The organism is Mycolicibacterium alvei (assembly GCF_010727325.1).
Taxonomy (GTDB): domain Bacteria; phylum Actinomycetota; class Actinomycetes; order Mycobacteriales; family Mycobacteriaceae; genus Mycobacterium; species Mycobacterium alvei.
The window spans coordinates 4531331-4556470 of the sequence record NZ_AP022565.1; the positions used below are offsets into that span (position 1 = coordinate 4531331).

Annotated in this window: 27 protein-coding genes and 1 tRNA gene; 11 read left to right on the forward strand and 17 right to left on the reverse strand. The window is 65.6% G+C overall.

Annotated features, from left to right (window positions below):
• The first annotated feature begins 11 nt into the window (after positions 1-11).
• Positions 12-1406, forward strand: coding sequence for an IS110 family RNA-guided transposase (locus G6N44_RS21490; RefSeq protein ID WP_163667376.1), 1395 nt, complete (start codon positions 12-14; stop codon positions 1404-1406).
• A gap of 30 nt (positions 1407-1436) precedes the next feature.
• On the opposite strand, the gene G6N44_RS21495 is transcribed toward G6N44_RS21490, so the two are convergent.
• Together G6N44_RS21495 and G6N44_RS21500 are read right to left on the reverse strand one after the other, a co-directional pair.
• Positions 1437-1511 (reverse strand) — tRNA-Thr (locus G6N44_RS21495).
• A 26-nt stretch (positions 1512-1537) separates the two neighbouring features.
• On the reverse strand, positions 1538-2356 hold the full coding sequence (locus G6N44_RS21500; protein WP_163667379.1) for a hypothetical protein: 819 nt from the start codon (positions 2354-2356) through the stop codon (positions 1538-1540).
• Positions 2357-2452: 96 nt separating this feature from the next.
• Here G6N44_RS21500 and G6N44_RS21505 point away from each other — a divergent pair, with 96 nt between their 5' ends.
• Both G6N44_RS21505 and G6N44_RS21510 read left to right on the forward strand, forming a co-directional pair.
• The gene (locus G6N44_RS21505) at positions 2453-3175 is read left to right on the forward strand and encodes a response regulator transcription factor (RefSeq protein WP_163667381.1); all 723 of its coding nucleotides are present in this window, start codon (positions 2453-2455) and stop codon (positions 3173-3175) included.
• Positions 3176-3205: 30 nt separating this feature from the next.
• The gene (locus G6N44_RS21510; RefSeq protein ID WP_163667384.1) at positions 3206-4639 is read left to right on the forward strand and encodes a sensor histidine kinase; all 1434 of its coding nucleotides are present in this window, start codon (positions 3206-3208) and stop codon (positions 4637-4639) included.
• Here the strand turns inward: G6N44_RS21510 and G6N44_RS21515 are convergent.
• A complete protein-coding gene (locus G6N44_RS21515) occupies positions 4599-5015 on the reverse strand; it encodes an HIT family protein (RefSeq protein ID WP_163667387.1) in 417 nt (138 codons plus the stop codon). The genes G6N44_RS21510 and G6N44_RS21515 overlap by 41 nt on opposite strands.
• A gap of 154 nt (positions 5016-5169) precedes the next feature.
• Here G6N44_RS21515 and G6N44_RS21520 point away from each other — a divergent pair, with 154 nt between their 5' ends.
• Positions 5170-6138: an acyl-ACP desaturase gene (locus G6N44_RS21520; RefSeq protein WP_163667390.1), complete on the forward strand. Its 969-nt coding sequence runs from the start codon at positions 5170-5172 to the stop codon at positions 6136-6138.
• Between the two features lie 6 nt (positions 6139-6144).
• On the opposite strand, the gene G6N44_RS21525 is transcribed toward G6N44_RS21520, so the two are convergent.
• The 9 genes from G6N44_RS21525 to G6N44_RS21565 form a co-directional block, all read right to left on the reverse strand.
• Positions 6145-6972, reverse strand: a complete 828-nt coding sequence (locus G6N44_RS21525; RefSeq protein WP_163670230.1) for an SDR family NAD(P)-dependent oxidoreductase — start codon at positions 6970-6972, stop codon at positions 6145-6147.
• Between the two features lie 25 nt (positions 6973-6997).
• Positions 6998-7411, reverse strand: coding sequence for a nuclear transport factor 2 family protein (locus G6N44_RS21530; protein ID WP_235682833.1), 414 nt, complete (start codon positions 7409-7411; stop codon positions 6998-7000).
• A 94-nt stretch (positions 7412-7505) separates the two neighbouring features.
• Complete coding sequence (locus G6N44_RS21535) at positions 7506-8639, reverse strand: NDMA-dependent alcohol dehydrogenase (protein WP_163667393.1); 1134 nt, start codon at positions 8637-8639, stop codon at positions 7506-7508.
• 93 nt (positions 8640-8732) lie between these two features.
• Positions 8733-9272 (reverse strand): nuclear transport factor 2-like protein, encoded by a 540-nt coding sequence (locus tag G6N44_RS21540; RefSeq protein WP_163667396.1) that lies wholly within the window; start codon positions 9270-9272, stop codon positions 8733-8735.
• A gap of 1 nt (position 9273) precedes the next feature.
• The gene (locus tag G6N44_RS21545; protein ID WP_065457680.1) at positions 9274-9480 is read right to left on the reverse strand and encodes a ferredoxin Fdx; all 207 of its coding nucleotides are present in this window, start codon (positions 9478-9480) and stop codon (positions 9274-9276) included.
• Positions 9481-9490: 10 nt separating this feature from the next.
• A complete protein-coding gene (locus G6N44_RS21550) occupies positions 9491-10852 on the reverse strand; it encodes a lanosterol 14-alpha demethylase (RefSeq protein ID WP_163667399.1) in 1362 nt (453 codons plus the stop codon).
• Between the two features lie 7 nt (positions 10853-10859).
• Positions 10860-11669, reverse strand: a complete 810-nt coding sequence (locus G6N44_RS21555) for an SDR family oxidoreductase (protein WP_163667402.1) — start codon at positions 11667-11669, stop codon at positions 10860-10862.
• A complete protein-coding gene (locus G6N44_RS21560; RefSeq protein WP_163667405.1) occupies positions 11670-12872 on the reverse strand; it encodes a cytochrome P450 in 1203 nt (400 codons plus the stop codon).
• The gene (locus G6N44_RS21565) at positions 12869-13480 is read right to left on the reverse strand and encodes a TetR family transcriptional regulator (RefSeq protein WP_163667407.1); all 612 of its coding nucleotides are present in this window, start codon (positions 13478-13480) and stop codon (positions 12869-12871) included. Before G6N44_RS21565 ends, G6N44_RS21560 begins: the two co-directional genes overlap by 4 nt.
• Positions 13481-13668: 188 nt before the next feature.
• Between G6N44_RS21565 and G6N44_RS21570 the strand changes: the two genes are divergently transcribed.
• The 5 genes from G6N44_RS21570 (at position 13669) to G6N44_RS21590 (ending at position 18486) form a co-directional block, all read left to right on the forward strand.
• Positions 13669-15138 carry an aldehyde dehydrogenase gene (locus tag G6N44_RS21570; RefSeq protein WP_163667410.1) on the forward strand — a complete coding sequence of 490 codons (1470 nt, stop codon included), beginning with the start codon at positions 13669-13671 and terminating at the stop codon, positions 15136-15138.
• A gap of 82 nt (positions 15139-15220) precedes the next feature.
• On the forward strand, positions 15221-15973 hold the full coding sequence (locus G6N44_RS21575) for an SDR family oxidoreductase (protein ID WP_163667413.1): 753 nt from the start codon (positions 15221-15223) through the stop codon (positions 15971-15973).
• Complete coding sequence (locus G6N44_RS21580; RefSeq protein WP_163667416.1) at positions 15970-16824, forward strand: NAD(P)-dependent oxidoreductase; 855 nt, start codon at positions 15970-15972, stop codon at positions 16822-16824. The genes G6N44_RS21575 and G6N44_RS21580 overlap by 4 nt, the downstream gene beginning before the upstream one ends.
• Positions 16825-16826: 2 nt before the next feature.
• Positions 16827-17270, forward strand: a complete 444-nt coding sequence (locus tag G6N44_RS21585; protein WP_163667419.1) for a carboxymuconolactone decarboxylase family protein — start codon at positions 16827-16829, stop codon at positions 17268-17270.
• Positions 17260-18486: a hypothetical protein gene (locus G6N44_RS21590; RefSeq protein ID WP_163667422.1), complete on the forward strand. Its 1227-nt coding sequence runs from the start codon at positions 17260-17262 to the stop codon at positions 18484-18486. Before G6N44_RS21585 ends, G6N44_RS21590 begins: the two co-directional genes overlap by 11 nt.
• A 10-nt stretch (positions 18487-18496) precedes the next feature.
• Here G6N44_RS21590 and G6N44_RS21595 read toward each other — a convergent pair whose 3' ends face one another.
• On the reverse strand, positions 18497-18856 hold the full coding sequence (locus G6N44_RS21595; RefSeq protein WP_163667424.1) for a hypothetical protein: 360 nt from the start codon (positions 18854-18856) through the stop codon (positions 18497-18499).
• 101 nt (positions 18857-18957) lie between these two features.
• Positions 18958-20166, reverse strand: a complete 1209-nt coding sequence (locus G6N44_RS21600; protein WP_163667427.1) for a DUF6973 domain-containing protein — start codon at positions 20164-20166, stop codon at positions 18958-18960.
• Between the two features lie 116 nt (positions 20167-20282).
• Between G6N44_RS21600 and G6N44_RS21605 the strand changes: the two genes are divergently transcribed.
• Positions 20283-20981, forward strand: a complete 699-nt coding sequence (locus G6N44_RS21605; RefSeq protein WP_235682834.1) for a M15 family metallopeptidase — start codon at positions 20283-20285, stop codon at positions 20979-20981.
• A 14-nt stretch (positions 20982-20995) separates the two neighbouring features.
• Here the strand turns inward: G6N44_RS21605 and G6N44_RS21610 are convergent, their stop codons facing one another.
• On the reverse strand, positions 20996-21625 hold the full coding sequence (locus tag G6N44_RS21610) for a TetR/AcrR family transcriptional regulator (RefSeq protein WP_163667433.1): 630 nt from the start codon (positions 21623-21625) through the stop codon (positions 20996-20998).
• Positions 21626-21651: 26 nt separating this feature from the next.
• Complete coding sequence (locus G6N44_RS21615; protein ID WP_179964601.1) at positions 21652-22878, reverse strand: cytochrome P450; 1227 nt, start codon at positions 22876-22878, stop codon at positions 21652-21654.
• Positions 22879-22986: 108 nt separating this feature from the next.
• On the opposite strand from G6N44_RS21615, the gene purD reads away from it, so the two are divergent.
• A complete protein-coding gene (gene purD / locus G6N44_RS21620; protein ID WP_163667438.1) occupies positions 22987-24255 on the forward strand; it encodes a phosphoribosylamine--glycine ligase in 1269 nt (422 codons plus the stop codon).
• An 8-nt stretch (positions 24256-24263) separates the two neighbouring features.
• On the opposite strand, the gene G6N44_RS21625 is transcribed toward purD, so the two are convergent.
• Positions 24264-25097 (reverse strand): alpha/beta hydrolase, encoded by an 834-nt coding sequence (locus G6N44_RS21625; RefSeq protein ID WP_163667441.1) that lies wholly within the window; start codon positions 25095-25097, stop codon positions 24264-24266.
• Positions 25098-25140: the final 43 nt, after the last annotated feature.

A 25140-nucleotide genomic window follows, 5' to 3' on the forward strand; every position in this document is an offset into this window, starting at 1 on the left:
GGAGGACCGCAATGGCATTGACGTTGGGTATCGATGTGGCGTGCAGGGCTGCCCACCAAGGGACCCTGGCGCGTGATGGCGCCATCGTGTGGAGGGGTCGCAAGTTCTGGACCAGGCCCGATGACCTGGAACGGCTCTGGTCGGCGCTGGGTTGTGTCGATCCGGCCGAGTTGACCGTCGTGCTCGAACCCACCCGCAACGCCTGGATCGTGGTCGCTGAATGGTTCCGCCGCCGAGGGGCCCGGGTGGTCATGGTCCCGACCACGCGGTCAGCGGATCTGCGCAAGTACTACTCCAAGCACACCAAAAACGACCGGATCGACTCCGAGCTGCTGGCCCGGTTACCGCTGCTGCACCCCGAAGGCCTGCGCGAGTATTCCGGTCAGGGGCCGGCAGATCCGTTGCGGCGGTTGGTCAAGCAGCGCTCCACCATGGTGAAACGGCGGGTTGCGGTCTATGCCCGACTCGACGCGCTCGTCGAACTCCTCGGGCCGGCTTGGTATGCGGTGCTGGGCTCGAACTACGGCCTTGCGGCGTTGGAGTTCCTTGCTCGCTACGCGGATCCGAACACGGTGATTCGGCTCGGCCAGGGACGTCTGAGCCGGTTTCTGATCGCCCGGTCGCGTGGCGCGTGGCGTGCCGACCACGCCGCCGGGCTCCTCGTCGCGGCTAAGGAAACCCTCGCACTGTGGGGACCAGACGGGATGAACTTCGCTGAGCTCGCCGAGGACATCGCCCACGAGGCCGAGCAAGCGCTGTTTTTGACCCGACAAATCAAGCAGATCGACGAGCGGGTCGCCAACCTCTACGCCGACGTCGACCCCGACGGCATCGTTGCTTCGGCTCCCGGCGTCGGACCCGTGATCAGCGCCGTGATCGCCGGGCGGATCGGCGATGCTCACCGGTTCAACTCGCTGGCCGCGATCCGCGCCTACACCGGACTGGTCCCCAAGGTCAGCCAGTCCGGGACGAGCAAGGTCGAATCGAACATCACCAAGGCTGGCGACCCGCTGCTACGTGAAATGCTTTGCACCGCCGCTGATCAAGCCCGCAAGATCGACCCGCAGATCGCTGCGAAATACCAGCGGTTGATGGCTGGTGACCGCCACCACGACTCGGCGATCTGCCACCTGGCTACCCTGCTGGTCACCCGGATCGCCACCTGCATGCGCGACCGACAGCCCTACATCCTGCGCGACGTGGACGGCACCCCGATCACCGAGGCGCAAGGCCGCATGATCGTCCAGGAGCGCTACCAGATCGAGCCTCGCCGCCGCGACAACATCCGGCATCAGCGCATGCGAGACCGTCGCAAGCAGGCGGCGGGCCAGGAGTCACAGGAGTCGCCAAGCGCTCCAACATCCCAGCCCGCCAAACGCAAGCCTACGAGCCGCCAGGTCGCTTGACACCAGTTAGGAACTCAACCGGATTCGGCGTGGAGCCCCCTATCGGGATTGAACCGATGACCTACATATTACAAGTATGTTGCTCTACCACTGAGCTAAGGAGGCGGGTGGAACGCGGCTAGCTTAGCGGGTCACTCGTCGGCGTCGATAACTCGCTGTGAACTGACCGGCCGCGGGCTGCTGGTGCGCCGGTTGCGCGGACGTGGCAGCGGGATCCGGCCGGCGATATTGCTCAGCGGGTTGACCACCTGGCTCAAGGTGATGACCGCTTCGTGCAGTGCATCGATGGTGGGTGCGAGTGCTTCCAGTCCGGGGGCCAGCCGGTTGAGGGTGTCGGCCACATCGGCGAGCTTGAGCAGCGGGCCGTCGGGATCGGTGAGGGTATCGAGCAGCCCGCCTTCGGCCAGCAGGCGATCGGCCACCCCGTCTTCACGCAGCACCCGCTCGAACAGGCCGTCATTGGCCAACAGCTGATCGGCCAGCCCGCCGGGCGCGATCACCCGGGACACGGCGCCATCGGCGGTGGTCAACCGGTCCAGCAGACCGCCCTCCATGGTGACCTGATCCACCAGGCCGCCGGGGGCGACAGCTCGGGCCATGGCGCCGTTGTCTGCGGTCAATCGGTCCATCAGGCCGCCTTCGGCAGTCAGCTGGTCGACGATCCCACCCGGTCGCAGCAAACGGTTGATCGGGCCTTCGGGCGCCAGTGCCCGGCCGAGCGGCGCATCGTCGTCGAGCAGTCGTGCCAACCGGTTCGCCCGCTCCACCGCGTCGTCGATGCCGAACAGCGAGGCCATCGATGACCTGCCGTTGAGGGGATTTGCGTCACCGATGCCGCGTTGTACGGCGTTGAGTGTTTCGTTGGCGATGCCGAGACCGGCGTCGGCCACGGCCAGCCCGATTCGCACGGGGGCGGTAGCAACCTGGACCAGCGTCTTGCCGAGGTTCATGGGCGTCAGTGTAGTTACCCGTGTCACAGTTAAACTCACAGGAAGTGCACAGTGTGCATGCAGGTTGAGTTCAACACGTACCAGCAACATCAGGGAATGGCCATGCCTGCTTCATTACCTGAGAGTGTCCCGGAGGCCCGGATCCTCGTCGTCGACGACGAGGCCAACATCGTGGAGTTGTTGTCCGTCAGCCTCAAGTTCCAGGGTTTCGAGGTGCACACCGCCTCCAACGGCGCCGCCGCCCTGGACAAGGCCAGGGAGGTCCGGCCCGACGCCGTGATCCTGGACGTGATGATGCCCGGCATGGACGGCTTCGGGCTGCTGCGCCGGTTGCGCGCCGACGGCGTCGACGCCCCCGCGCTGTTCCTCACCGCGCGCGACAGTCTGCAGGACAAGATCGCCGGCCTGACGCTCGGCGGCGACGACTACGTCACCAAGCCGTTCAGCCTCGAAGAGGTGGTGGCGCGGCTGCGGGTGATCCTGCGCCGGTCCGGCCGGGGCGTCGAGGAACCGCGCAGCGCCAAGCTGTCTTTCGCCGACATCGAACTCGACGAGGACACGCACGAGGTCTGGAAGGCCGGCGAGCCCGTTTCACTGTCGCCCACCGAGTTCACCCTGCTGCGTTACTTCATCATCAATGCGGGCACGGTGCTGTCGAAGCCCAAGATCCTCGACCACGTGTGGCGCTACGACTTCGGCGGCGACGTCAACGTCGTCGAGTCCTACGTGTCCTACCTGCGCCGCAAGATCGATACCGGTGACAAGCGTCTGCTGCACACCCTCCGCGGCGTTGGCTACGTTTTGCGCGAGCCACGCTGATGCCGCGTCCGGCGGCGGCATAATTCTGGGGTGTTTGACCGGGTAGAGCGGCACGGTGTGCCACTGCGGGTCGGCTTGGTCGCGGTCTCGCTGGTTCTGGTGGCCTGTGGCCTGCTCGCGTCGGGCGTCGCGGTCACCTCGATCATGCGGCACACCGAGGTCAGCCGTATCGATCAGACGTTGCTCGATGCGGCGGGAAGCTGGGCCCAGGCGCCGCGACAACTTCCGTCCACCCCGCTGGAAGGGCCGAACCCGGCCCGCCCGCCGTCGAACTTCTACGTCCGCGGCGTCGACGAGGACGGTCGGACCTGGATCGCGGTCAACGACCGCGAGGCGGAACCCGACCTGCCCGACGACAACAACGTGGGTCCGGTACCGGTGACCGTCGAGTCCGTCGGGTCCTCGGACGTGCAGTGGCGGGCCATGACCGTGCAGGGTCCGCACGGCGAGCTCACCACCGTCGCGATCGACCTGTCCGACGTCCAGTCGTCGGTACGTGCGTTGATCTGGTCGCAGGTGGGCATCGGCACGGTCGTGCTGGTGGTTCTCGGCGTCGTCGGCTACGCCGTCGTGCACCGCAGTCTGCGTCCGCTCGTCGAGGTGGAACGAACTGCGGCCGCCATTGCGGCCGGACAGTTGGATCGCCGTGTCCCCGAACGGGATCCGCGCACCGAGGTGGGACGACTGTCGCTGGCCCTCAACGGCATGCTCGCGCAGATCCAGCGGGCCGTCGCGGCCTCCGATCATTCCGCCGAGCAGGCACGCACCTCCGAAGAACGGATGCGGCGGTTCATCACCGATGCCAGCCACGAGCTGCGGACTCCGCTGACGACGATCCGCGGATTCGCCGAGCTGTACCGCCAGGGCGCCGCCCGGGACGTCGAGATGATCATGGGCCGGATCGAGAGTGAGTCCCGGCGGATGGGTCTGCTCGTCGAGGACCTGCTGCTACTGGCCCGCCTCGATGCGCAGCGGCCACTCGATCAGCACCGGGTCGACCTACTGGCCCTGGCCACCGATGCGGTACACGACACGCAGTCGATCGCACCGAGCCGTCAGGTGCGCATGGAGGTGTTCGACGGTCCCGGAACTCCGGAGGTGCTCGGCGACGAGGCCCGGTTGCGCCAGGTGCTGAGCAACCTGGTCGCCAACGCGGTGCAGCACACCCCGGAATCGGCCGGGATCACCGTGCGGGTGGGCACGGATGACGGCAATGCCGTCATCGAGGTGTGCGACGAGGGCCCTGGTATGAGTCAGGATGACGCGCGCCGGGTCTTCGAGCGGTTCTACCGGGCCGACTCCTCACGCACCCGGGCCAGCGGTGGCACCGGGCTGGGCCTGTCGATCGTGCATTCCCTGGTGCTGGCACACGGCGGCACGGTGACGGTCTCCACCGCGCCGGGTCAGGGCTGCCGGTTCACCGTCAGCCTGCCGCGGATTGCAGATCTGCCAGCGCGGCTTTGATCTTGGCCTGAGCCGCATCCAGCGATTCGGCCGACGGATTGTTGTCGACGTGGGCGAAGCCGAAGTCGGTCAGGTTGTAGGCCGGGAACACGTGCACATGCAGGTGCGGCACCTCGAGGCCGGCGATAATCACCCCGGCGCGCTGCGCGCCGAACGCCTGGCACACGGCCTTGCCGATCAGCTGCGACACCTCCATCACCCGGCCGAACACAGCCGGTTCGACGTCCTGCCAGTTGTCGATCTCGGCGCGGGGAACCACCAGCGTGTGGCCCTGCGTCATGGGGGCGATGGTCAGGAACGCGACGATCTCATCGTCCTCATAGACGAATCGCCCGGGCAGTTCTCCGTTGATGATCTTTGTGAAGACGGACGCCATGGTGAGAAGCATAGTGAGCCGCCGATCCGGGCCGGCTGCGAGTTTGGTGCCGACTGCGGAATCGTCGTTTGGGCAGACCGTGCTCTATGTTTGCTGAGCGGGTGGGGAATTTTAGCTGGTCCGATGTGGCCGCACATCGATTTTGAGGGGACTCATGCAAGCGGAACTCACAGATACGGTTTTGCAGGCAGAACTCGAGCAGATAGCCGAGGAAAACCTCAACCGGCACCTGGCCACGACCAAGGACTGGTATCCGCACGACTACATCCCGTGGGATTCGGGTCGCAACTTCGCCGCGAGCGGGGGCCAGGACTGGGACCTCGAGCATTCTCAGCTCAGTGACGTGGCCCGGGCGGCGATGATCACCAACCTGCTCACCGAGGACAATCTGCCGTCGTATCACCGTGAAGCCGCCGGGAGCTTCTCCCAGGACGGACCGTGGGGCGCCTGGGTCAACCGCTGGACCGCCGAGGAGAACCGGCACGGCACCGCGATCCGGGACTACCTGGTGGTCACCCGCGGTGTCGATCTCGTCGCCCTGGAGCAGGCCCGCATGGCGCATGTGACCAACGGCTTCACCTCGACCGACGAAGAACGTGCGATGCACGACTCCGAATTCCTGATGTCGGTCGCCTACGTGACCTTCCAGGAGCTCGCGACCCGGGTCAGTCACCGCAACACCGGGAAGGTCTGCGACGATCCGATCGCCGACCGGCTCCTGCAACGCATCGCCGCGGACGAGAACCTGCACATGATCTTCTACCGGAACATGTGCGAGGCGGCCCTGGAACTCTCGCCCGATCAGGCGCTGGACGCTGTCGGCGCTGTCGTCGAGAACTTCCGGATGCCGGGACAGGGAATGCCCGACTTCCGCCGTAATGGCGTGCTGATGGCCAAGCACGGGATCTACGATCTGCGCCAACACCTCGAAGAAGTGGTCATGCCGAACCTGCGCAAGTGGCAGATCTTCGAGCGCAACGATTTCAGCCCCGTCGGTGAGGCCCGTCGCGATCAGTTGGCGGCGTTCCTGGAAGACCTGCAGACGAAGGTGGTCAAGTTCGAGGAGCAGCGTGACCGCATGCTTGCTCGCGAGGCGGCCAAGCGCGAGCGCGCCGCATCCTGAGCCCGGTCATGCCTTGGAAATGGACTCGTGCAGTTCCTCGACGGTCCACGGCGGCGCACCGTGGTGGTCGCGGTATCCGATGAAACCTGGTGTGGGCCGGGCAAATTCGCCGATGAATCCACCGGCGGCAATGAAGATGCGGCCCGTCACGTCCCGTGCTGCGTCGCTGACCAGATAGGCGTAGGTCGGGGCGACGTATTCCGGCGGCGCTGCGTCCAGCGCGCCCTGCATGCTGACGTCGTCGAGTAGGCCGCGCCGGTTGAGATCGGTGATCTGCTGCTCGTAGTCCGAGCCGGTGGACAGCCGGGTGCGGGCGCCCGGGCACACCACGTTGGCCCGCACTCCGTGTTCGGAGAGTTCGGCGGCAATCGCCATGGTCAGCGCGTTGACCGCGCCTTTGCCCGCCGGATAGCCGCTGCCGCCGTAATCGCCCAGGAACGCAAAGGAACTGGTGTTGACGATGGCGCCGCTCCCTTGGGCCACCATCCTCGGCGCCGCCGCGCGACAGGTTTCGAACACCGTGCCCAGGTGCGCGTCGAGCAGGTCCCGAAACTCGGCACTGGTCACACTCAGGATCGAGGACCCGGCCGGCTCTGCGGTGCCGGCACAGTTGACCAGGATGTCGACCCGACCGAACTCGGCCGCGCAGGTATCGACGAGCGCGTCGGCCACGTCAGGGTCGGCGGGTGAACCGGCGTAGGCGATACCGGAAATAGATTCGGCTGCGGCTGTGGCAGCCCCCAGATCGCGGCCGTTGACCACGACGCCCGCACCCTGGGCGGCCAGTAGCTCGGCGACCGCCAGCCCGATCCCGCGGCTACCGCCGACCACGATCGCACCGCGGCCGGCCAGCGATCCGCTAATCCGCAGCCTCTTCGAACTTCATCGCGTCCATGTTCCAGTAGCCGCGCAGGTTGGTGATCAGCCCTTCGTCGTTCACCCGGTAGGTGAAGACGCCACGCACGGTAGCGGTGAATCCGTTGGGAAACTTGGTGCGCAGCACCAGGATGTAGGCGATCTCGCTCGCCGAGCTGGACGGGAATGTCTCTTCGCAGGTGACGGTCAGCTCGTTGGGTCCGATGTTGGTGTCGTAGAAGGCGCCGAGGGCTTCCTTGCCGCGCACGCCGGTGCCGTCGGGGTTGGTGATGGCCTCACCGATCGGGTCCTCGACCACGACGTCATCCGCCATGAGCGCCAGCCAGCCCGCGCGATCACCGGACTGCACGCACTTCCACGACGACCGCGAGGCGATGACGACGGGATTGTCAGACAAGGGTTTTCCTCCTACAAACAGCGTCGAGTGGCCACCTATTACACGTATCTCGCGGAGTTCCGTGTCGTAAGTAGCCACTCGGCGGTGGTGAATGCTAGCGGTCGGCGTCGGTGTAGCGGATGATGCCGCGGATGTTGCGACCCTCCAGCATGTCCTTGTAGCCGTCGTTGATCTGCTCGAGCTTGTACTGCCGGGTCACCATGTCGTCCAGGTTCAGCCGGCCGGCCTTGTACATGCTCAGCAGCTGCGGAATGTCGTGGTGCGGGTTGCCGCCACCGAAGATGGTGCCCTGCAGGCGCTTCTGCAGCAGGGTCAGCATCGACAGGTTGAGCTTGACGTCATTGCTGGCCATGTTCGCGACCGCGGTGGCCACGACCGTTCCGCCCTTGGCGGTGATGTTCATGTAGTGGTCGATGTCCTCGCCCTTGAGCTCACCGACGGTGACGATCGTCTTGTGCGCCATCCGGCCCTGGGTGACCTCGGCGACGCCGGCCATCGCGGAGAAGATGTCCGGGTAGGCGTGGGTGGCGCCGAACTTCAGCGCGTTGTCACGTTTGAACTCAACGGGATCCACGGCGAACACATTGCGGGCACCGGCGGCCAGCGCACCCTGCAGCGCACCGGTGCCGACACCGCCGACGCCGACGATGACGACGTCGTCACCCGGGCGGACGTCACCGCTGTGCACGGCCGAGCCGTAGCCGGTGGTGACACCGCAGCCCACGAGGCAGGCCACCTCGAACGGGATGGACGGATCGATCTTCACCACCGAGCTCTTGTGCACGACCATGTACGGGCTGAACGTGCCCAGCAGGGTCATCGGGATGACGGGCTGGCCGTTCTTCACGGAGTGGATGCGATGCGTGCCGTCGGACACCGCGGTGCCGGCCAGCAGACCTGCACCCAGGTCGCACAGGTTGCGCAGACCCTCCTGGCACGCCGGACACTCACCGCAGGACGGGATGAACGACAGCACGACGTGATCACCCGGCTGGATGTGGTCGACGCCGGGGCCGACCTCGGTAACGATGCCCGCGCCTTCGTGGCCGCCGAGCACCGGGAAACCTGCCATCGGGATGTCGCCGGTCACCAGGTGGTGATCGGAATGGCACATGCCCGAGGCTTCCATCTGGATCTTGACCTCGTCCTTGACGGGGTCACCGATCTCGATCTCCTCGATCGACCACGGTTGGTTGAACTCCCAGATGAGAGCGCCTTTTGTCTTCATCCGTACGTGCCTTCCACTAGAGCCGGTGATCACAGACTAGAGCCATTAGTTGCCTGGGTCACACCCGCCCCCAAGCAACTGCTTGGCCGGGAACTACCAGATCTTCACCGGGGCTTCGCCGAGCGGGTAGTAGCCGGGCAGCTTCTCGCCGGCCAGCGAACGCTCGATGCGCTTCTGCATCGTCGGGGTCAGGTCACCGGAGGAGATCAGGTTCATGAACGCCTTCTGCACGTGCCCGAAGTCGAAGAAATCGCGTTGCCACTCGATGAGGAGCTGATCGTTGAGTCGGAACCAGCTGCCCCCGATGCCGTAGATCTCGTCGGTGCTGCCGTCGGACTTGTTGGCGATCTGCTTCCAGAAGCCGACGATCTCGTTCTGCTTCTCGTCGATCAGCACCCGCTGGTATTCGTAGACCCAGTTCTCCAGGCCTTCCATCTCCAGGCCCAGTGCCACGTCGCGGATCTGATCTATGCCGACGCACATCACGTCTTCCTTGGGGCCGATGTTCCAGCCGTAGGTGGCATCCTCGGTGTAGAAGTCGGCCAGCGGCTTCCAGTCACCGGCCTTCTCGGCGTCCTGGTTGGCCTTGAGCCAACGGTCGGACCAGGCTTCCAGTTCTTCGCGTGACGCCATGTCATTCCTTCTCTGTAATGGATAGTGCTCGGGTGGGACACATTTCGACGGCCATCTCGACGGCATCACGAAGCTCGTCGGGTGGTTCATGATCGAGGATCTCGACGACGCCGCGCTTGGGCACCCGGAACACATCGGGAGCCTCGAGCTCGCACATGGCGTGGCCCTGACACAGATCCTCGTCGACCTCAACGCGGTAGCAACCCATGGATGCGCTCCTAAACCCGCTTCCGGTAGCGAACCTTGGCCGGCCGGGCCAACTGGACCACCATCTTCGAGTGGTCGTTCCGATAACTCTCGGGCGGCTGTGACATCTCGAACTCATACTCGCGCAGCAGGACCGAGAAGATCGCCTTGATCTGCATCTGGGCGAATGCGGCCCCGACGCAGCGGTGCTTGCCCGCCCCGAACGGAATCCAGGTCCACCGGTTGATCAGGTCCTCCTGACGCGGCTTCTCGTACCGGTCGGGATCGAAGGCGTCGGGGTCGGGGAAGTCCTCGGGAATCCGGTTGGAGATCGCCGGTGAGGCCGCCACCATCTGGCCCTTGTGGATCGGGTGGCCGGCCACCTCGAACTCGTCCTGGGCCACCCGCATCAGGATGATCAGCGGCGGATGCAGGCGCAGAGTCTCCTTGAGCGCATTGTCCAGGTTCGGGATCTGGCGCAGCGCATGGAAACTCACCTCCTGGCCGTCGGCATAAAGGTCGTCGAGTTCGGCCTGCACCTTGGCGTAGTACTCCGGATTGCGCAGCAGTTCGATCAGCGTCCACGACGAGGTGCCCGAGCTGGTGTGGTGACCGGCGAACATCAGCGAGATGAACATGCCGGTGACCTCGTTGGCCGAGAACCGGTGATTGCCCTCCTCGTCCTTGATCGACACCAGCACGTCGAGCAGGTCACGATCGCTCTTATCGGTGGGCGGGTTGGTGATTCGACCGTTCATCACCTCCTGCACCAACTCGACCAGGTTGGCCCGCGCCTCGTCGCGGATGCGGAAGCTCTCGATCGGCAGGTAGGGGTCGACGTAGCACAACGGATCGGTGCCGCGCTCCAGCAGGTGGTAGTAGTTCGCGAACCGGGAATCGAGCTGGTTGCGGAACTTCTCGCCGATCAGGCAGGCCGTCGAGGTGTAGATGGTCAGCTCGGAGAAGAAATCCAGCAGGTCGATTTCCCCTGATTCGCCCCAGTTTTCGATCATCCCGCGAACTTGCCGCTCGATGGTGGCGGCGTGGCCCTTCATCTGCTCACCACGCAGCGCGGTGTTGTGCAGCATCTCGGCACGCCGCTCGGGGTCGGCGTCGAACACCACGCCCTCACCGAAGATCGGGGTCATGAACGGGTAGGCCTCGGCCTGGTTGAGGTCGCTGTCGCTGGAGCGGAAGAAGAACTCGTTGGCCTCAGCTCCGCTCAGCAGCAGCACCTGCTTGTCGGCGAGCTGGAACCAGCCGACGTCGCCACATTCGTCACGGATGCGCTGCATCAGGCCGATCGGGTCGGTGCGGAATTCTTCGAGGTGACCGTGTTCCTCGCCCTCACCACCCGAAACGCGCTGCACTTCCTTGAGTTCTGAGCTTGTCATCTGTTTCTCAGCCTTCCACTTTCAGCTTCTGACGATCCTTGACGTCGGTGAGTGGAGCTTCGGGCTGAATCTCCAGTTCGGCGATGAAGCCGCCGCGCGGGGTTTCCGCGACGAAGGTGATCGCCCGCGCGAGATCGGCCGCACGCAGGAAGTAGTCGTGCCGAGCCTGCCCCCATTTGGCCCAGTCCTCGAGCATCTCGCCGACCTTGTCCATCGGCGCACTCCAGCCCATGGCGGTCTTGGTGGGCCCGGGATGGACGACGGAGGCGCGCACACCGGTGCCCTCCAGTTCCATCTGCAGGGTCTTGGCCATCCCCAGTAGGCCGGCTTTGGCCGCGCCGTAGCCGCCCATGTACGGCCGCGGCCGCAGGGACACGTCAGAGCCGACGAAGATGATGTCGCCGCGCCGCCGCTCGACCATGCCCGGAAGCACCGCTGCGGCAAGGCGATTGGCGCCGATCAGGTGGATCTGGATCTGATTCTCGAACTCATCGGTGCTGATCTCGTGGAGCTGACCGAAGAAGGTGTCACCGGCCCCGGCCACCAGCAGTTCGATATCCCCGAGCGCCTCGGTGGCGCCGTGCACGAACGACTTGACCGAATCGGCGTCGGTGACGTCGAGTGGCAGTGCAATCGCCTCGCCGCCGGCGGACGTGATCTGGTCGACGAGTTCCTGGCATTTCTCGACGCGGCGTGCACCCAGGGCGACCGGGAAGCCGTGTGCGGCCAGTTCGGTCGCCGTGGCGGCGCCGATGCCGGACGACGCACCGGCCACGATGGCCGGCCGGCGGTCGGGATGGGGTTCGAAACGGGCCATTTAGCGCATCTCCACTGTTATCGGAAGGTGAGCGAATCCGCGGACACTGCTGGAGTGGACTCGGACGGCGTTGGCCTCGTCCACTTCGTATCCGCGGATTCGCTTGAACAACTCGGTCAGCGCCACCCGGGCCTCCATGCGGGCCAGGTGCGCGCCCAGGCAGAAGTGGGCGCCGCTGCCGAAACTCACCAGCTTCGAACCGATGTCGCGGCCGATCTGGTACTGGTCTGGGTTTTCGAAGACACGCTCGTCGCGGTTGGCCGACCCGGCCAACAGCACCAGCACGTCGCCGGCCGGAACCGTGGTGTCGTAGAACGTCATGTCCTCGACGACGGCGCGGGCCAGGATCTGGCTGGAGGTGTCGTAGCGCAACGTCTCTTCGATCCACGGCGGAATCAGCTCATGGTCATCGAATACCGGGGCCAGCTGATCGGCATTCTTATAGCCCCAATATGCGGCGTTGGCAAGCAGTTTGGTGGTGGTCTCGTTACCGGCGACCACCATCAGGAACAGGAATGCCATGATCTCGTCGTCGGTGAGCTTGTCGCCGCCGATCTCGGCTTCGACCAGCGCGGAGGTGAGGTCGTCGGTGAGCCGCTTGCGGCGCTGCTTCACCATGTCGGCGTAGTAGACCAGCAGCTCACCCGAGGCCGCGATGGCCGACTCGGGCACGTCGGCGATGCCGTCCTCGCGGTGCATGACACCGTCGGCCAGTGCGCGGATGCGCACCCGGTCCTCCTTGGGCACACCCATGAGCTCGGAGATGACGTCCATCGGTAGCTTGCCGGCGAAGTCGTCGACGTAATCGAAGCTTTGGTGTTCCAGCGCCACATCGAGGTGCTGCACCGCGATCTCGGTGACGCGACCCTCCAACTCGCGGATGCGCCGCGGGGTGAAGCCCTTGGACACCAGGGTGCGAAGCCGCAGGTGGGCCGGATCGTCGAGGGCCAGGAACGACATCACCCGGTGCGCCTCGTCATTGCGTGAGATCGGGTCCAGCGCGACGCCGTGCTTGTTGGACAGCGCGACGCTGTTTCGGAAACCCTGCACCACGTCCTTGTGCCGCGACAGTGCCCAGAACTTGAGTTCGTCGTTGCGGTAGATCGGGGCCTCGTCGCGCAGGCGGCGGTAGTACGGATACGGATCCTCGTGGAAGTCGTAGTCGTACGGGTCGAGGATCAACTCGACTTCCTTCAAAGTCATTTGTCTTCTCCCAGGATTAACCCGACGACGTAGGTCAGTCGGTCGGCGATCTGGTGGTAGGTGAACGCGCCGCTGCCGGCGTTGACCAGCGCGCCGAAGAACGTCATCTCCAGGGCGGAGACGATGCGGATATCGGCATCCGGCCCGACGGCTGAGCGGATGCGCTTGTGGATCTCGGCGCCGATGCGGTCGCGCACCTTGCGTACCGCGGGGTCGGTCCCGCCGCCCAGCAGGGCGGTGGTGCAGGCGGCCGCGACCTCGGGTTCGTCGGCGACGACCAGGGTCAGCGCACGCAGCGCCGCATCGACGCGGGTGGTCATGGAGTCGTTCACGTCGGTGAAGTACGGGCACTGGCTGACCAGGTCCAGGTACATCTCGGCGATCAGGTGGTTCTTCGACGAGAAGTAGGTGTAGGCCGTCGCCGGCGCGACACCGGCGCGTGCGGCAACCGCACGCACCGTCAGATCGGCGTAGGACGATTCGCGCAACATTTCGGTTCCGGCGGTCAGGACCTTGCGGAAGGTCTCCTCCTGCCTGCGGTTGCGCGGTGATTCCTTCTCTGGCTCCGGAGCTGACTCTGTGACTGCGGACACGGCATCGCTGGACACATGTCCAAGTTATCCGACGATGCCGAGGTTGGGCAAGTGCGGATCGCGAAACACTGCAATGAGCTGGCTATTTTGGTACCGGGTGGGCAGGGTCGGGGGCCGCCCTTGCGGCTCGACATTGTCTGCGGCTATCGTTCGAGGCGAGACAGCCGGACAGTTGTCCAGAATTCGTGAAGTGGAGTTCACCGATGCCGGTACTGGCCGATCGCCAGAGTCAACTGCTTATCGACGGCAAGCTCGTCGCCGGGGGCGGCGGAGCATTCGAGACCGTCAACCCCGCCACCGAAGAGGTGCTCGGCCTCGCCGCTGACGCCAACGCCGAGGACATGGGCAACGCCATCAACGCCGCGCGTCGGGCATTTGATGACACCGACTGGTCGACGAACACCGCACTGCGGGTGCGCTGCCTGCGGCAGTTGCGTGACGCGCTGCGTGAAAATGTCGAGGAACTGCGGGAACTGACCATCGCCGAGGTGGGCGCTCCGCGCATGCTCACCGCGGGTGCGCACCTGGAAGGCCCGATCGACGATCTGGGCTACTCGGCGGACACCGCCGAGAACTACGAGTGGAGAACCGATCTCGGCTACGCCACTCCGCAGGGCATCCCGACCAACCGCGTCGTTTCCCGCGAGGCCGTCGGCGTCGTCGGCGCCATCACGCCGTGGAACTTCCCGCACCAGATCAACCTGGCCAAGGTCGGCCCGGCCCTGGCGGCGGGTAACACCCTGATCCTCAAGCCGGCGCCGGATACCCCGTGGGCGGCGGCGGCCATCGGCCAGATCATCGCCGAGCAGACCGAATTCCCGGCCGGCGTGATCAACGTCGTCACCTCCAGCGATCACTCGGTGGGGGCGTTGCTCTCCAAAGACCCTCGGGTGGACATGGTTTCGTTCACCGGCTCCACTGCGACCGGACGCGCGGTGATGACCGATGCCGCGCTGACCATCAAGAAGGTGTTCCTGGAGTTGGGCGGCAAGTCGGCATTCCTGGTGCTCGACGATGCCGACCTGGCCGGCGCCTGCTCGATGGCGGCCTTCACGGTGGCCATGCACGCCGGGCAGGGGTGCGCGATCACCACCCGCCTGGTCGTCCCGCGGGCCCGTTACGACGAGGCGGTCGAGGCTGCAGCGGCGACCCTGGGTGGCATCAAGCCCGGGGATCCCAACAGCAAGCGCACGGTGTGCGGCCCGCTGATCTCGGCGCGCCAGCGTGACCGGGTGCAGTCCTACCTGGACCTGGCCCTGCAGGAGGGTGGCCGGTTCGCCTGCGGCGGTGGACGTCCCGCCGACCTGGACACGGGCTTCTTCATCGAGCCGACTGTGATCGCCGGTCTGGACAACGACGCCCGGGTGTCCCGAGAGGAGATCTTCGGTCCGGTGCTGACCGTGATCGCCCACGACGGCGACGACGACGCGGTGCGGATCGCCAACGACTCGCCCTACGGCCTGTCCGGCACCGTGTTCTCCGGTGACGACGAACGTGCGCAGGCCGTGGCAGCCCGGATGCGGGTCGGCACCGTCAACGTCAACGGCGGCATCTGGTACTCGGCCGATGCCCCGTTCGGCGGTTACAAGCAGTCCGGAATCGGCCGCGAGATGGGCATGGCCGGCTTCGAGGAGTACACCGAAATCAAATGCGTCGCGACGTTGGCCAAGTGAAACAGTGCCGAGCGGCCAGTTGTGACACGCGATCTCACGAGAACCGTGCAATAACTGGCCATTCGGCGGGAAAGGAATAGGCATGGGACAGTTCGAAGATAAGGTTGCGATAGTTACCGGGGCCGGTGGCGGTATCGGCCAGGCCTACGCCGAGGCGCTGGCACGCGAAGGCGCGGCGGTCGTGGTGGCCGACATCAACACCGAAGGTGCGCAGAAGGTCGCCGACGGCATCAAGGGTGAGGGCGGCAACGCTCTCGCGGTGCGGGTCGACGTCTCCGACATCGACTCGGCCAAGGACATGGCCGCGCAGACGCTTTCGGAGTTCGGCGGCATCGACTACCTGGTGAACAACGCCGCGATCTTCGGCGGGATGAAACTCGACTTCCTGCTCACCGTCGACTGGGACTACTACAAGAAGTTCATGAGCGTGAACCTCGATGGTGCGCTGGTGTGCACCCGCGCGGTGTACCGCAAGATGGCCAAGCGCGGCGGCGGCGCGATCGTCAACCAGTCCTCCACCGCGGCCTGGCTGTACGCCAACTACTACGGCCTGGCCAAGGTCGGCATCAACGGCCTCACCCAGCAGCTGTCGCGTGAGCTCGGCGGCCAGAACATCCGGATCAACGCCATCGCGCCCGGCCCGATCGACACCGAGGCCAATCGGACCACCACGCCCAAGGAGATGGTGGACGACATCGTCAAGGGAATCCCGTTGTCCCGCATGGGTCAGCCTGAGGATCTGGTCGGTATGTGCCTGTTCCTGCTGAGCGATCAGGCCAAGTGGATCACCGGCCAGATCTTCAACGTCGACGGCGGACAGATCATCCGGTCATGAGCGATCTGAAATACGGCTACATCGGCCTGGGCAACATGGGCGCCCCGATGGCCAAGCGGCTGGCCGAATGGCCGGGCGGGTTCACGGTGTTCGATGTGCGTGCCGAATCCATGGAGCCCTTCGCGGAGCTCGGCGCGACGTTGGCGGACGACGTCACGGGTGTTGCTGACGCGGACATCATCAGCATCACGGTGCTCAATGATGAACAGGTGCGGTCGGTGATCGCCGATCTGGCACCGAACATCAAGCCGGAGACCGTGATCGTGATCCACTCGACGATCAGCGACACCACCGCGGCCGAGCTCGCCGAGCAGTACAAGCCGCGGGGCATCCACATCGTCGACGCCCCGGTGAGCGGTGGCGGTGCGGCCGCCGAGAAGGGTGAGCTGGCCATCATGGTCGGCGCCGATCGGCCCGTCTACGAGCGGATCAAACCGGCGCTCAAGCAGTTCGGCTCGATGGTGATCCATGCCGGTGAACCCGGCGCGGGCACCCGGATGAAACTGGCCCGCAACATGTTGACCTTCACCTCGTACGCGGCGGCCTGTGAGGCGATGAAACTGGCCGAGGCGGCCGGGCTGGACCTGGGCGCGCTGGGCCGGGTGGTGCGTCACACCGATGCGTTGACGAGTGGGCCGGGCGCCATCATCGTGCGCGAGAACATGGCCGAGCTGACCCCGGATCACTGGCTCTACGACGCGTTCACCCACACCCGAGGGCTGGGGGAGAAGGATCTGAGCCTGGCGCTGGGCCTGGGTGATGCTGTAGGAGTGGATCTTCCGTTGGCTCAGGTGGCCTTGCAGCGGCTCGCTGACGGCCTCGGCGTACCGCACACGAACGATCAGGAGTGACGATGGACGAGTTGCGCGCCAAGGGCCTGGCCAAGATGAACGAGGTCTACGGCTGGGAGATGCCGAACATCGAGGGGGATCCGTACTTCGACCTGACCGTCGACCATCTGTTCGGCACCATCTGGTCCAAGCCTGGACTGTCGATGCGGGAGAAGCGGTTGATGACGTTGTCCGCGGTGACCGCCGTCGGCTCGCAGGACCTCGCCGAGATCCAGGTCAATGCCGCGCTGCTCAACGGTGAGTTCACCGAGGAGGAGCTCAAGGACGTCGCCATCTTCCTCACCCAGTACCTCGGTTTCCCGCTCGGATCCGGTCTCAACGGAACCGTGTCGAAGGTTGTGGCCAAGCGCCGCAAGGCCGCTGAGAAGGGGCTGGCCGAGGATCGGAAGGCGAACGTCAACGCCGCAGTCAAGATGAACACCGGGAGCGAGCTCGATGACAAGTAGGTATGCCTCGCTGACCCACGACGAACTGGTCAAGCTGGTACCCGAGCTGCTGCTCATGGGCCAGATGATCGACCGCTCCGGGATGGCTTGGTGCATCAGCAATTTCGGCCGTGAAGAGATGCTGCAGATCGCCATCGAGGAGTGGGCGGGTTCGAGCCCCATCTACACCCGGCGGATGCAGAAGGCGCTGAAGTACGAGGGTGTCGACATCATCACCATCTTCAAGGGCCTGCAACTCGACATCGGCGCACCGCCGCAGTTCATGGATTTCCGCTATACCGTTCATGATCGCTGGCACGGCGAGTTCCAGCTCGACCACTGCGGGGCGCTGCTCGACGTCGAGCCGATGGGCGAGGACTACGTGCGCGGCATGTGCCACGACATCGAGGACCCCACGTTCGACGCCACCGCCTTGGCTACCAACCGCAAATGCCAGGTGCGTCCGATTCACCGGCCGCCGCGCACGCCGGCCGACCGGCAGCCTCACTGTGCCTGGACCGTCATCATCGACGAGTCCTACCCGGAGGTCGACGACATCCCGGCACTCGAGGTGATCGGCCGGACCCACGCAGCGCAAACGGTTTTGGACCCGATCGACCCCTCCGATGAGGGTGCTTCGGACTACTCGGGGCCGCTGCTGTCGGATTTCGACTTCGCGGCATTCTCCCATTCCGCGCTGGTCCGGATGGCCGACGAGGTGTGCCTGCAGATGCACCTGCTGAACCTGTCGTTCATTCTCGCGGTGGACAAGCGGGCCGGGGCGAACACCGCGCTGGCGACCGATATCTGCACCAAGCAGCTGATCGGGGTGGCGGGGGTCGGCGCCGAGCGCATCCATAAGGCGCTGGGCCTGCCCGGCGGCGTCGAAGGTGCGGTGCGCGTGCTGGAACTGCACCCGTTACTCAACCCGGCCGCCTACGTCGACGCCGAGTTCGGTCCCGACACGGTGTCCGTGCGTCGGTCGCCGGCGCATGAGGACGGTTCCTGGGTGGCCCTGGTTTCGCCCACCGAGACCCGGCCCCTGCAGGCCGTCGTCGCCGCCGTCGACCCGCACCTGTCGGTCGAGGTGATCGGATCCGACGCGGAGTGGACCGCCCGGGTGATTGAAACTGATACTGCGGCAAAGGAATTCGGCGAGGTCGCGATCGTGAAGTTCAGTGGCGGGGCCGAGTTCGTGTTCGAGTCGCGGAAGTCACTGCCGCTGACCGTGTTGTGATCGGATCGCTCTAGTTAGCGGGTACGGTTAGCATGAGAATTCCACCGCCTGAGGGCTTCAGAACCGTGTTGGCGGGGAAGGTCACCCGGTGGTCTTCTGGGCGGAGAAAATCCGGCGAGACGCCAGCGGCTTTGACGGGTTTGCCATTGAGCTCAAAGACCAGCAGGTTGGCCTTGGAGTTCAGGAACTTGCTCTTGATAACGGGCGCACCGACCACCTTCTCGATGTACTCCCGTTCTGAGTACTCGTTGAAGAGATGAACCTCGTCCCAGTCCCAGCTGGTGAAGTCGCTCAATCTGGCTGATTTGTTCTCGTCCAGTAGCATGACCAGGCCATCGTTGAGTCCTTGATCGTTGTAGTCGATATCCATTGACTGCCTCGTTGCTTGCCGGACCAGATCGCAGCTGGGTAGGGAGAAACACAGCAGCAGCACGCTGAGTGCGACCCGTAATGCTGACAATTTGGGCACAACTAATATCCTCCCGCTGATGTTCCATAGCCACCCGGTTGACCGGGGTCGTAGATCCCACCTGGTCCGGCCCCGGTCGGCGTAGGCGACTGACCGGGGATGGTCGACAGACTAGTGATACCGGCTTCGCCCTCGTTGACTGTGTTGCTCCAGGCCAACCGTTCGCCACCGCTGTTCGGCGCCACCACCACGGTGTCGCCTTGTCGGACGGCCTGCTCGACATAGTTGGCAAGCTCGGCCGGAGTCGCGTCGGGATGCGCTCGAGCAATGTTTCTACCTACCTCGTTGTTGTAGAGGTCCATGGCTTCTGCTGTGGACGGGTTGCGTGGTAGGCGCTCGTGTGCCGTTGTGAAATCCTGTGTCCATTTTTCACCGAAGCGCTGAGTCATCAGGGCGTTCCAGTATGCGTGCCGGAATGCATCAGTGTGGTTGTCGGCCGTGTCGTTAGGGCCCCGCGGTGGTGGAAATCGATTGATTGCATCGCTTTTGGCGGCCTCGGTGAGTTGGTCGAGGTCGCGCAGGTCAAGTACTGAGAGGCCGTCGAGTATCCGCCCCTCGGTAGCTGTGACCTGGTGCGGTTCGGTGAACATGTTGAACGGCCAACCCGGCTCCCAGTCGAGCTTGCCGTCAGGATCCTCGTCGACCTGGTATTTACGCTTGAGTTCGTCGAGTGGATCCACCGGCGGGGGCTCGCCTTCCGGCACACCGGCGCCCGCCTTCTCGCCGGCGATCGCGTCGTATTCCTTGCGGATGTCCTCGATGCGTCGACCGATATCACCCATGTCTCCAGTCGATTGCGTGACGACGTCGCTGATCTGTCCGATGCCCTTGCTGGCCAGGATCACCCGCATGATTTCGCCGGTCTTGCCCGGCGGGATCGACGCCTCCACGCTGCTCACCCAACTCCGGGTGTGTTCGAGATTCTGCCGCCCGGAGCTGACCACCTCGGCTGCCCGGCTGACTTCGGCGGCCATGCGCTGGTCGAGATCTGCGAGCTTGCCGTAGACGGCCGCGTGCTCGGCGTTCTTGGCCGCGTAGGCCTGAGAGGCCGTGCCTTGCCAGCGGTCATCAGGCGCCGCGGACTCGATGGTGGATTGCATGTCGCGCAGCTGCGAGCTGCCGTCGAAGGTATCGCCCGTCGTCGGGGCACCCTCACCGAACGTGGTGGGCGCCTGCGACCACGTCGTGTGGAAGGCGTCGAGGGCCCCCACGGCTCACCTCCGGCTGGATGGGGTCTCAAGTCTATGTGCCGGCAAACCCCACTCAGGGCGCTAATTTTTCGGCCGCCGAGGCCGGGCCTGCCAGTCCGCGATCTAGAGTCGCGGGGGTGGGCATCGCAACGGTCCGCGTATGTGCCCTGGTGGTGAGCCTTATCGCCGGGTGCACGGTGGCGTGTGCCGGTGGTGCGCCCGATTCGGTGACGGCGCCGAGGACTCCCAGCACCTTGCCGCAGCCCGGTTCGGTGGCGCAGCAACCGGCGCTTGTGGAGCCGGTCGACGAGGCCGCGCTGGGCGCCAGCTGGCGGCCGGGATGCCCGGCACCGCCCGCCGACCTTCGCCGAATCACATTGTCGTATATCGGTTTTGATGGCCACTCACACCGCGGCGAGTTGGTGGTGCACCGTGATCTGGTCGGCGACGTGATCGCGATCTTCGGGGAACTGCATGCGGCGCGATTCCCGATCGAGAAGATGCACACGGTGGACCACTATCCGCGCGCCGACGACGAGCTGTCGATGCAGGACGACAACACCTCGGCGTTCAATTGCCGGGGCCTGCCGAGCGGATCGTGGTCATTGCACGCCTACGGCCGTGCGGTCGACATCAACCCGCTGGTCAACCCGTACCTCTCGGTCTCCGGTGACCTGCAGCCGAACGCCGCACGCGTATATCTGGACCGCACCCGCACCGATCCGGGGATGATCCGCGACGGTGACGCCGTGGTGCGGATCTTCGCCGAGCACGGGTGGCGCTGGGGTGGGCATTGGCATGACCCGATCGACTACCAGCATTTCGAACGACGTTGATGTGCCGAACCCGTCTAAAGCCCGGCGGACGGCCTCTCGGACACCAATTGGCCGGCCACCACGGCCGAGCCGACCCACCGGCGCAGGTAGCTGCGCAGCGCTTCGCCGGTGCGCGGCGGGCGCCCCGGGTCGATGACGAAGGACTGGATGATTCGCAGAACGTACTCGGCGAGTTCGTCGAGTTCGGTGTCGGTGTAACCGACCTGAGCCCAGTCGACATCCATCTTGTGCAACATGGCTCGGGCAAAGTCGACCGCCACGTCCGAGGTGACCGACTCGGTGTGGGCGTTCGGGCGCCCAGGAGCCACGAGCAAACCGATGTGCTTGTCCTCGGGCAGCCATGCCAACGAGGTGGCAATCGACTCGGTGACCGCCTCCAACGGATCGGTCATGCCCTTGATGTGAGCGGCCAACCGGTCGAGGAAGTCGCTGGCCGCGTGTACCGCGGCCGCCACCAGCAGGGCGTCGGTGCTCGGGAAATAGCGGTACACGGTCTGTCGGGTGACGCCGAGGGTGCGGGCCACGTCGGCGATCGAGAAGTCGGCGCCCCGTTCATCGATGGCGTTGCCGGCAGCGACGAGGATGCGGGCAATCGCCTCCTCGTCGCTGGCCGGCGCGGAGCCGGACCACCCGTGCGTTCGCATGGGCGAATCCTAGAACAACGGCTGGATCACCCGCGGTAGGAGACCGGCAGGTCCTTGATGCCGTTGATCCACCCGGACCGGAGTCGTTGTGGCTCGGCCAGTTTGGTGATGTCGGGGATTTGGTCGGCGATCTCGTTGAACATCAGCTTGATCTCCATCCGGGCCAGGTTGGCGCCGATGCAGTAGTGCGCGCCGTTGCCGCCGAAGGCCAGGTGCGGGTTGGGATTGCGCAGGATGTCGAATGTGAACGGGGATTCGAAGACTTCTTCGTCGTAATTGGCCGAGCTGTAGAACAGGCCGACGCGCTGCCCGGCTTTCACGGTGATATCGCCGATCTGGGTGTCGACCAGGGCGGTGCGCTGGAAACAGTGCACCGGGGTGGCCCAGCGGATGATCTCGTCGACGGCGGTCTCCGGGCGTTGGCGCTTGAAAAGCTCCCACTGGTCGGGGTTTTCGAGGAATGCGTTCATGCCGTGGGTCATGGCGTTGCGGGTGGTCTCGTTGCCGGCCACGGCCAGCAGGATCACGAAGAACGCGAATTCCACCTCGCCGAGCGAGTCTCCATCGACATCGGCCTGCACGAGGCGCGTGACGATGTCGTCGGCCGGACACTGCCGCCGCTGCTCGGCCATGGTGTAGGCGTAGCCCATCAGCTCGGCGTTCGCCATCGTCGGATCGGCGTCGAAGTCCGGATCGTCGGTGTTCATGATGGCGTTGGTCCAGTGGAAGAGCTTCTCGCGGTCTTCCTCGGGTACGCCGATCAGGTCCGCGATGGCCTGCAGCGGCAGGCTCATCGCGATGTCGTCGACGAAATTGCCACGGTCCTTGTTGGCTGCCGCGGCCACGATGTCACGGGCTGCGACGGCCAGCTTCTCCTCCAGCGCTGCCACCGAACGCGGTGTGAACAGTCGCGATACCAGCTTGCGTAGGCGGGTGTGTTCCGGGGCGTCGTGGTTGATCAGCAGCGCCTTGGTGAGGTCGAGTTGTTCTGCGGTCACCCCCTCGGGGAGTCGCATGACCGCGCCCTTGGCATTGGTCGACCACACAGCGCCGCCGTCGCGGGAGATGGTCTTGATGTCCTCGTGACGGGTGATCACCCAGTAACCGCCGTCGTTGAAGATCGAATCGGCCTGCTCGTTCCACCACACCGGTGCGGTCTTACGCAGTTGGGCGAATTCGTCGACGGGGATTCCGCGGAGCAGGACGTCGGGATCGGTGAAGTCGTAGCCGGCGCCGAACGGGCAGGCACTCATGGTGGTCAAGCCGGGTCATCTCCTCGTGTGACGGCGAGCACATTCCTGCCTTGACCATACACTGTGGCGTCAAGTGTATGCCCGGATGTTTCCCGCTACGCTACGACCGTGCGCGTCCTCGTTATCGGATCCGGTGCCCGTGAACACGCCCTGCTGCTGGCCCTGCGCCGCGACCCGCAGGTCGACGAGTTGGCGGTGGCCCCAGGCAACGCCGGGACCCGGTCCATTGCCGATCAGTACGACGTCGACATCACCTCCGGAGAGGCCGTGGTCAAGCTGGCCCAGCGCCTCCAAAGCGACCTGGTGGTGATCGGCCCCGAGGTTCCGTTGGTGCTCGGCGTGGCCGACGCGGTGCGGGCCGCCGGGATCGCCTGCTTCGGTGCGAGCAAGGACGCCTCCCGTATCGAGGGCTCCAAGGCCTTCGCCAAGGACGTGATGGCCGCGGCCGGCGTGCGTACTGCGAGCAGCGAGATCATCGACAACCCGGCCCGCCTCGACGCGGCGCTGGACCGGTTCGGTCCGCCCGCCGGCCAGGCCGCCTGGGTGGTCAAGGACGACGGCCTGGCCGCAGGCAAGGGCGTGGTGGTCACCGCCGATCGCGACGCCGCCCGGGCGCATGCCGCCAGCCTGCTCGACTCGGGACATCCGGTGCTGCTGGAGTCGTTCCTGGACGGCCCGGAGGTATCGCTGTTCTGTGTCGTCGACGGCGCCACCGTGGTTCCGCTGCTGCCCGCCCAGGACTTCAAGCGGGTCGGCGACGGAGACACCGGACCGAACACCGGTGGTATGGGTGCCTACGCCCCACTGCCCTGGCTGCCGGACTCGGTGAAAACCCAGATTGTCGACGAGGTGGTGAAACCCGTTGCGGCAGAACTGGTAGCCCGCGGCAGCTCGTTCTCGGGTCTGCTCTACGCCGGCCTGGCGATCACCTCGAACGGTCCGGCCGTGGTGGAGTTCAACTGTCGCTTCGGTGATCCGGAGACGCAAGCGGTTCTGGCTCTGCTGGATTCGCCGCTGGGGAAGCTGCTGAACGCCGCGGCCACCGGCGAGCTCGCCTCTTTCGGCGACCTGCAGTGGCGCGACGGCTACGCCGTCACCGTGGTGGTAGCCGCGGAGAACTATCCGGGCCGTCCGCGCGTCGGTGACGTCATCCACGGATCGGAAGCCGACGGTGTACTGCATGCCGGCACCGCCCGCCGCGAGGACGGCGCGGTGGTGTCCTCGGGTGGCCGGGTGCTGTCGGTGGTCGGCACCGGAGCGGACCTGCCCGGCGCACGCGATGCGGCATACGCGCTGGCCAAGTCGATCCGCTTGCCGGGCAGCCACTTCCGTGGCGACATCGGCCTCGCCGCCGCCCAGGGACACATCAGCATCTAGCCCCAGGGTCAGGCGACCAGCAGCGGCGCCATCCAGGCGATCTCGGCGGGTAACTGCGAACTCCAGAAGCTTCCGTCGTGCCCACCGGGGGAGAAGCCGCCGGCCGGGGGAGTGGGCAGTTCGGCGATGAACTGTTTGGTGGCCGAATAGAACGGATCACTGTTGCCGCAATCGATCCGGATCGGAATCGATCCCAGCGCGGGTTGCCCCCAGACGCTGTTGGCGGCGTAATCCGAGGCGCTGTCGAAGGCTCCGGGCGCTGCGGCACCCGGGGACGTCCACAGCGCGGGGCTGACCGCACAGATCGCGGCGGTGCGTGCCGGCCCGAGACGTGCACCCAGCAGCAGTGCGCCATAACCGCCCATCGACCAACCCAGGAAGCCCACGCGCGAGGTGTCCAGGCCCTGATCGCCGAGCATCGGGATCAGCTCGTCGAGCACCATCGCGCCCGAGTCCTCACCGGACGCGCGCTGGTGCCAGTAACTTCCACCACCGTCGACGGCGACCACAGCGAACGCCGGCAGCCCGGCAGCCACGGCCTCGGCCAGTCCCTGCTCGACTCCGCCGGCCATCACGCCTGCGGCGTCCTGTCCTTTGCCGTGCAAGGCGATGACCGGACGGAGTTTGCCGGTTTGGCCGGGCGGGCGCGCGATGGCCCAGTTGGTGTTCATCCCGCCGCGTGCGGCCGAGGCGAACGAGCCGCGAGACATCGTGGGCGCTGCGACGGGGCTGGCCACCGAACCCGGGGCGGAGGCGAGGGCAACGGCGCCGGCGGCACCGGCAGCCGCGCCGACGCCGAGGCGCAAGACTGCGCGACGGCTCAAGTTGGGCATGCGGGCCATCTTGCCACCGCCCGACAAAGGCGGCGGTCAGTGGCATTCTCGC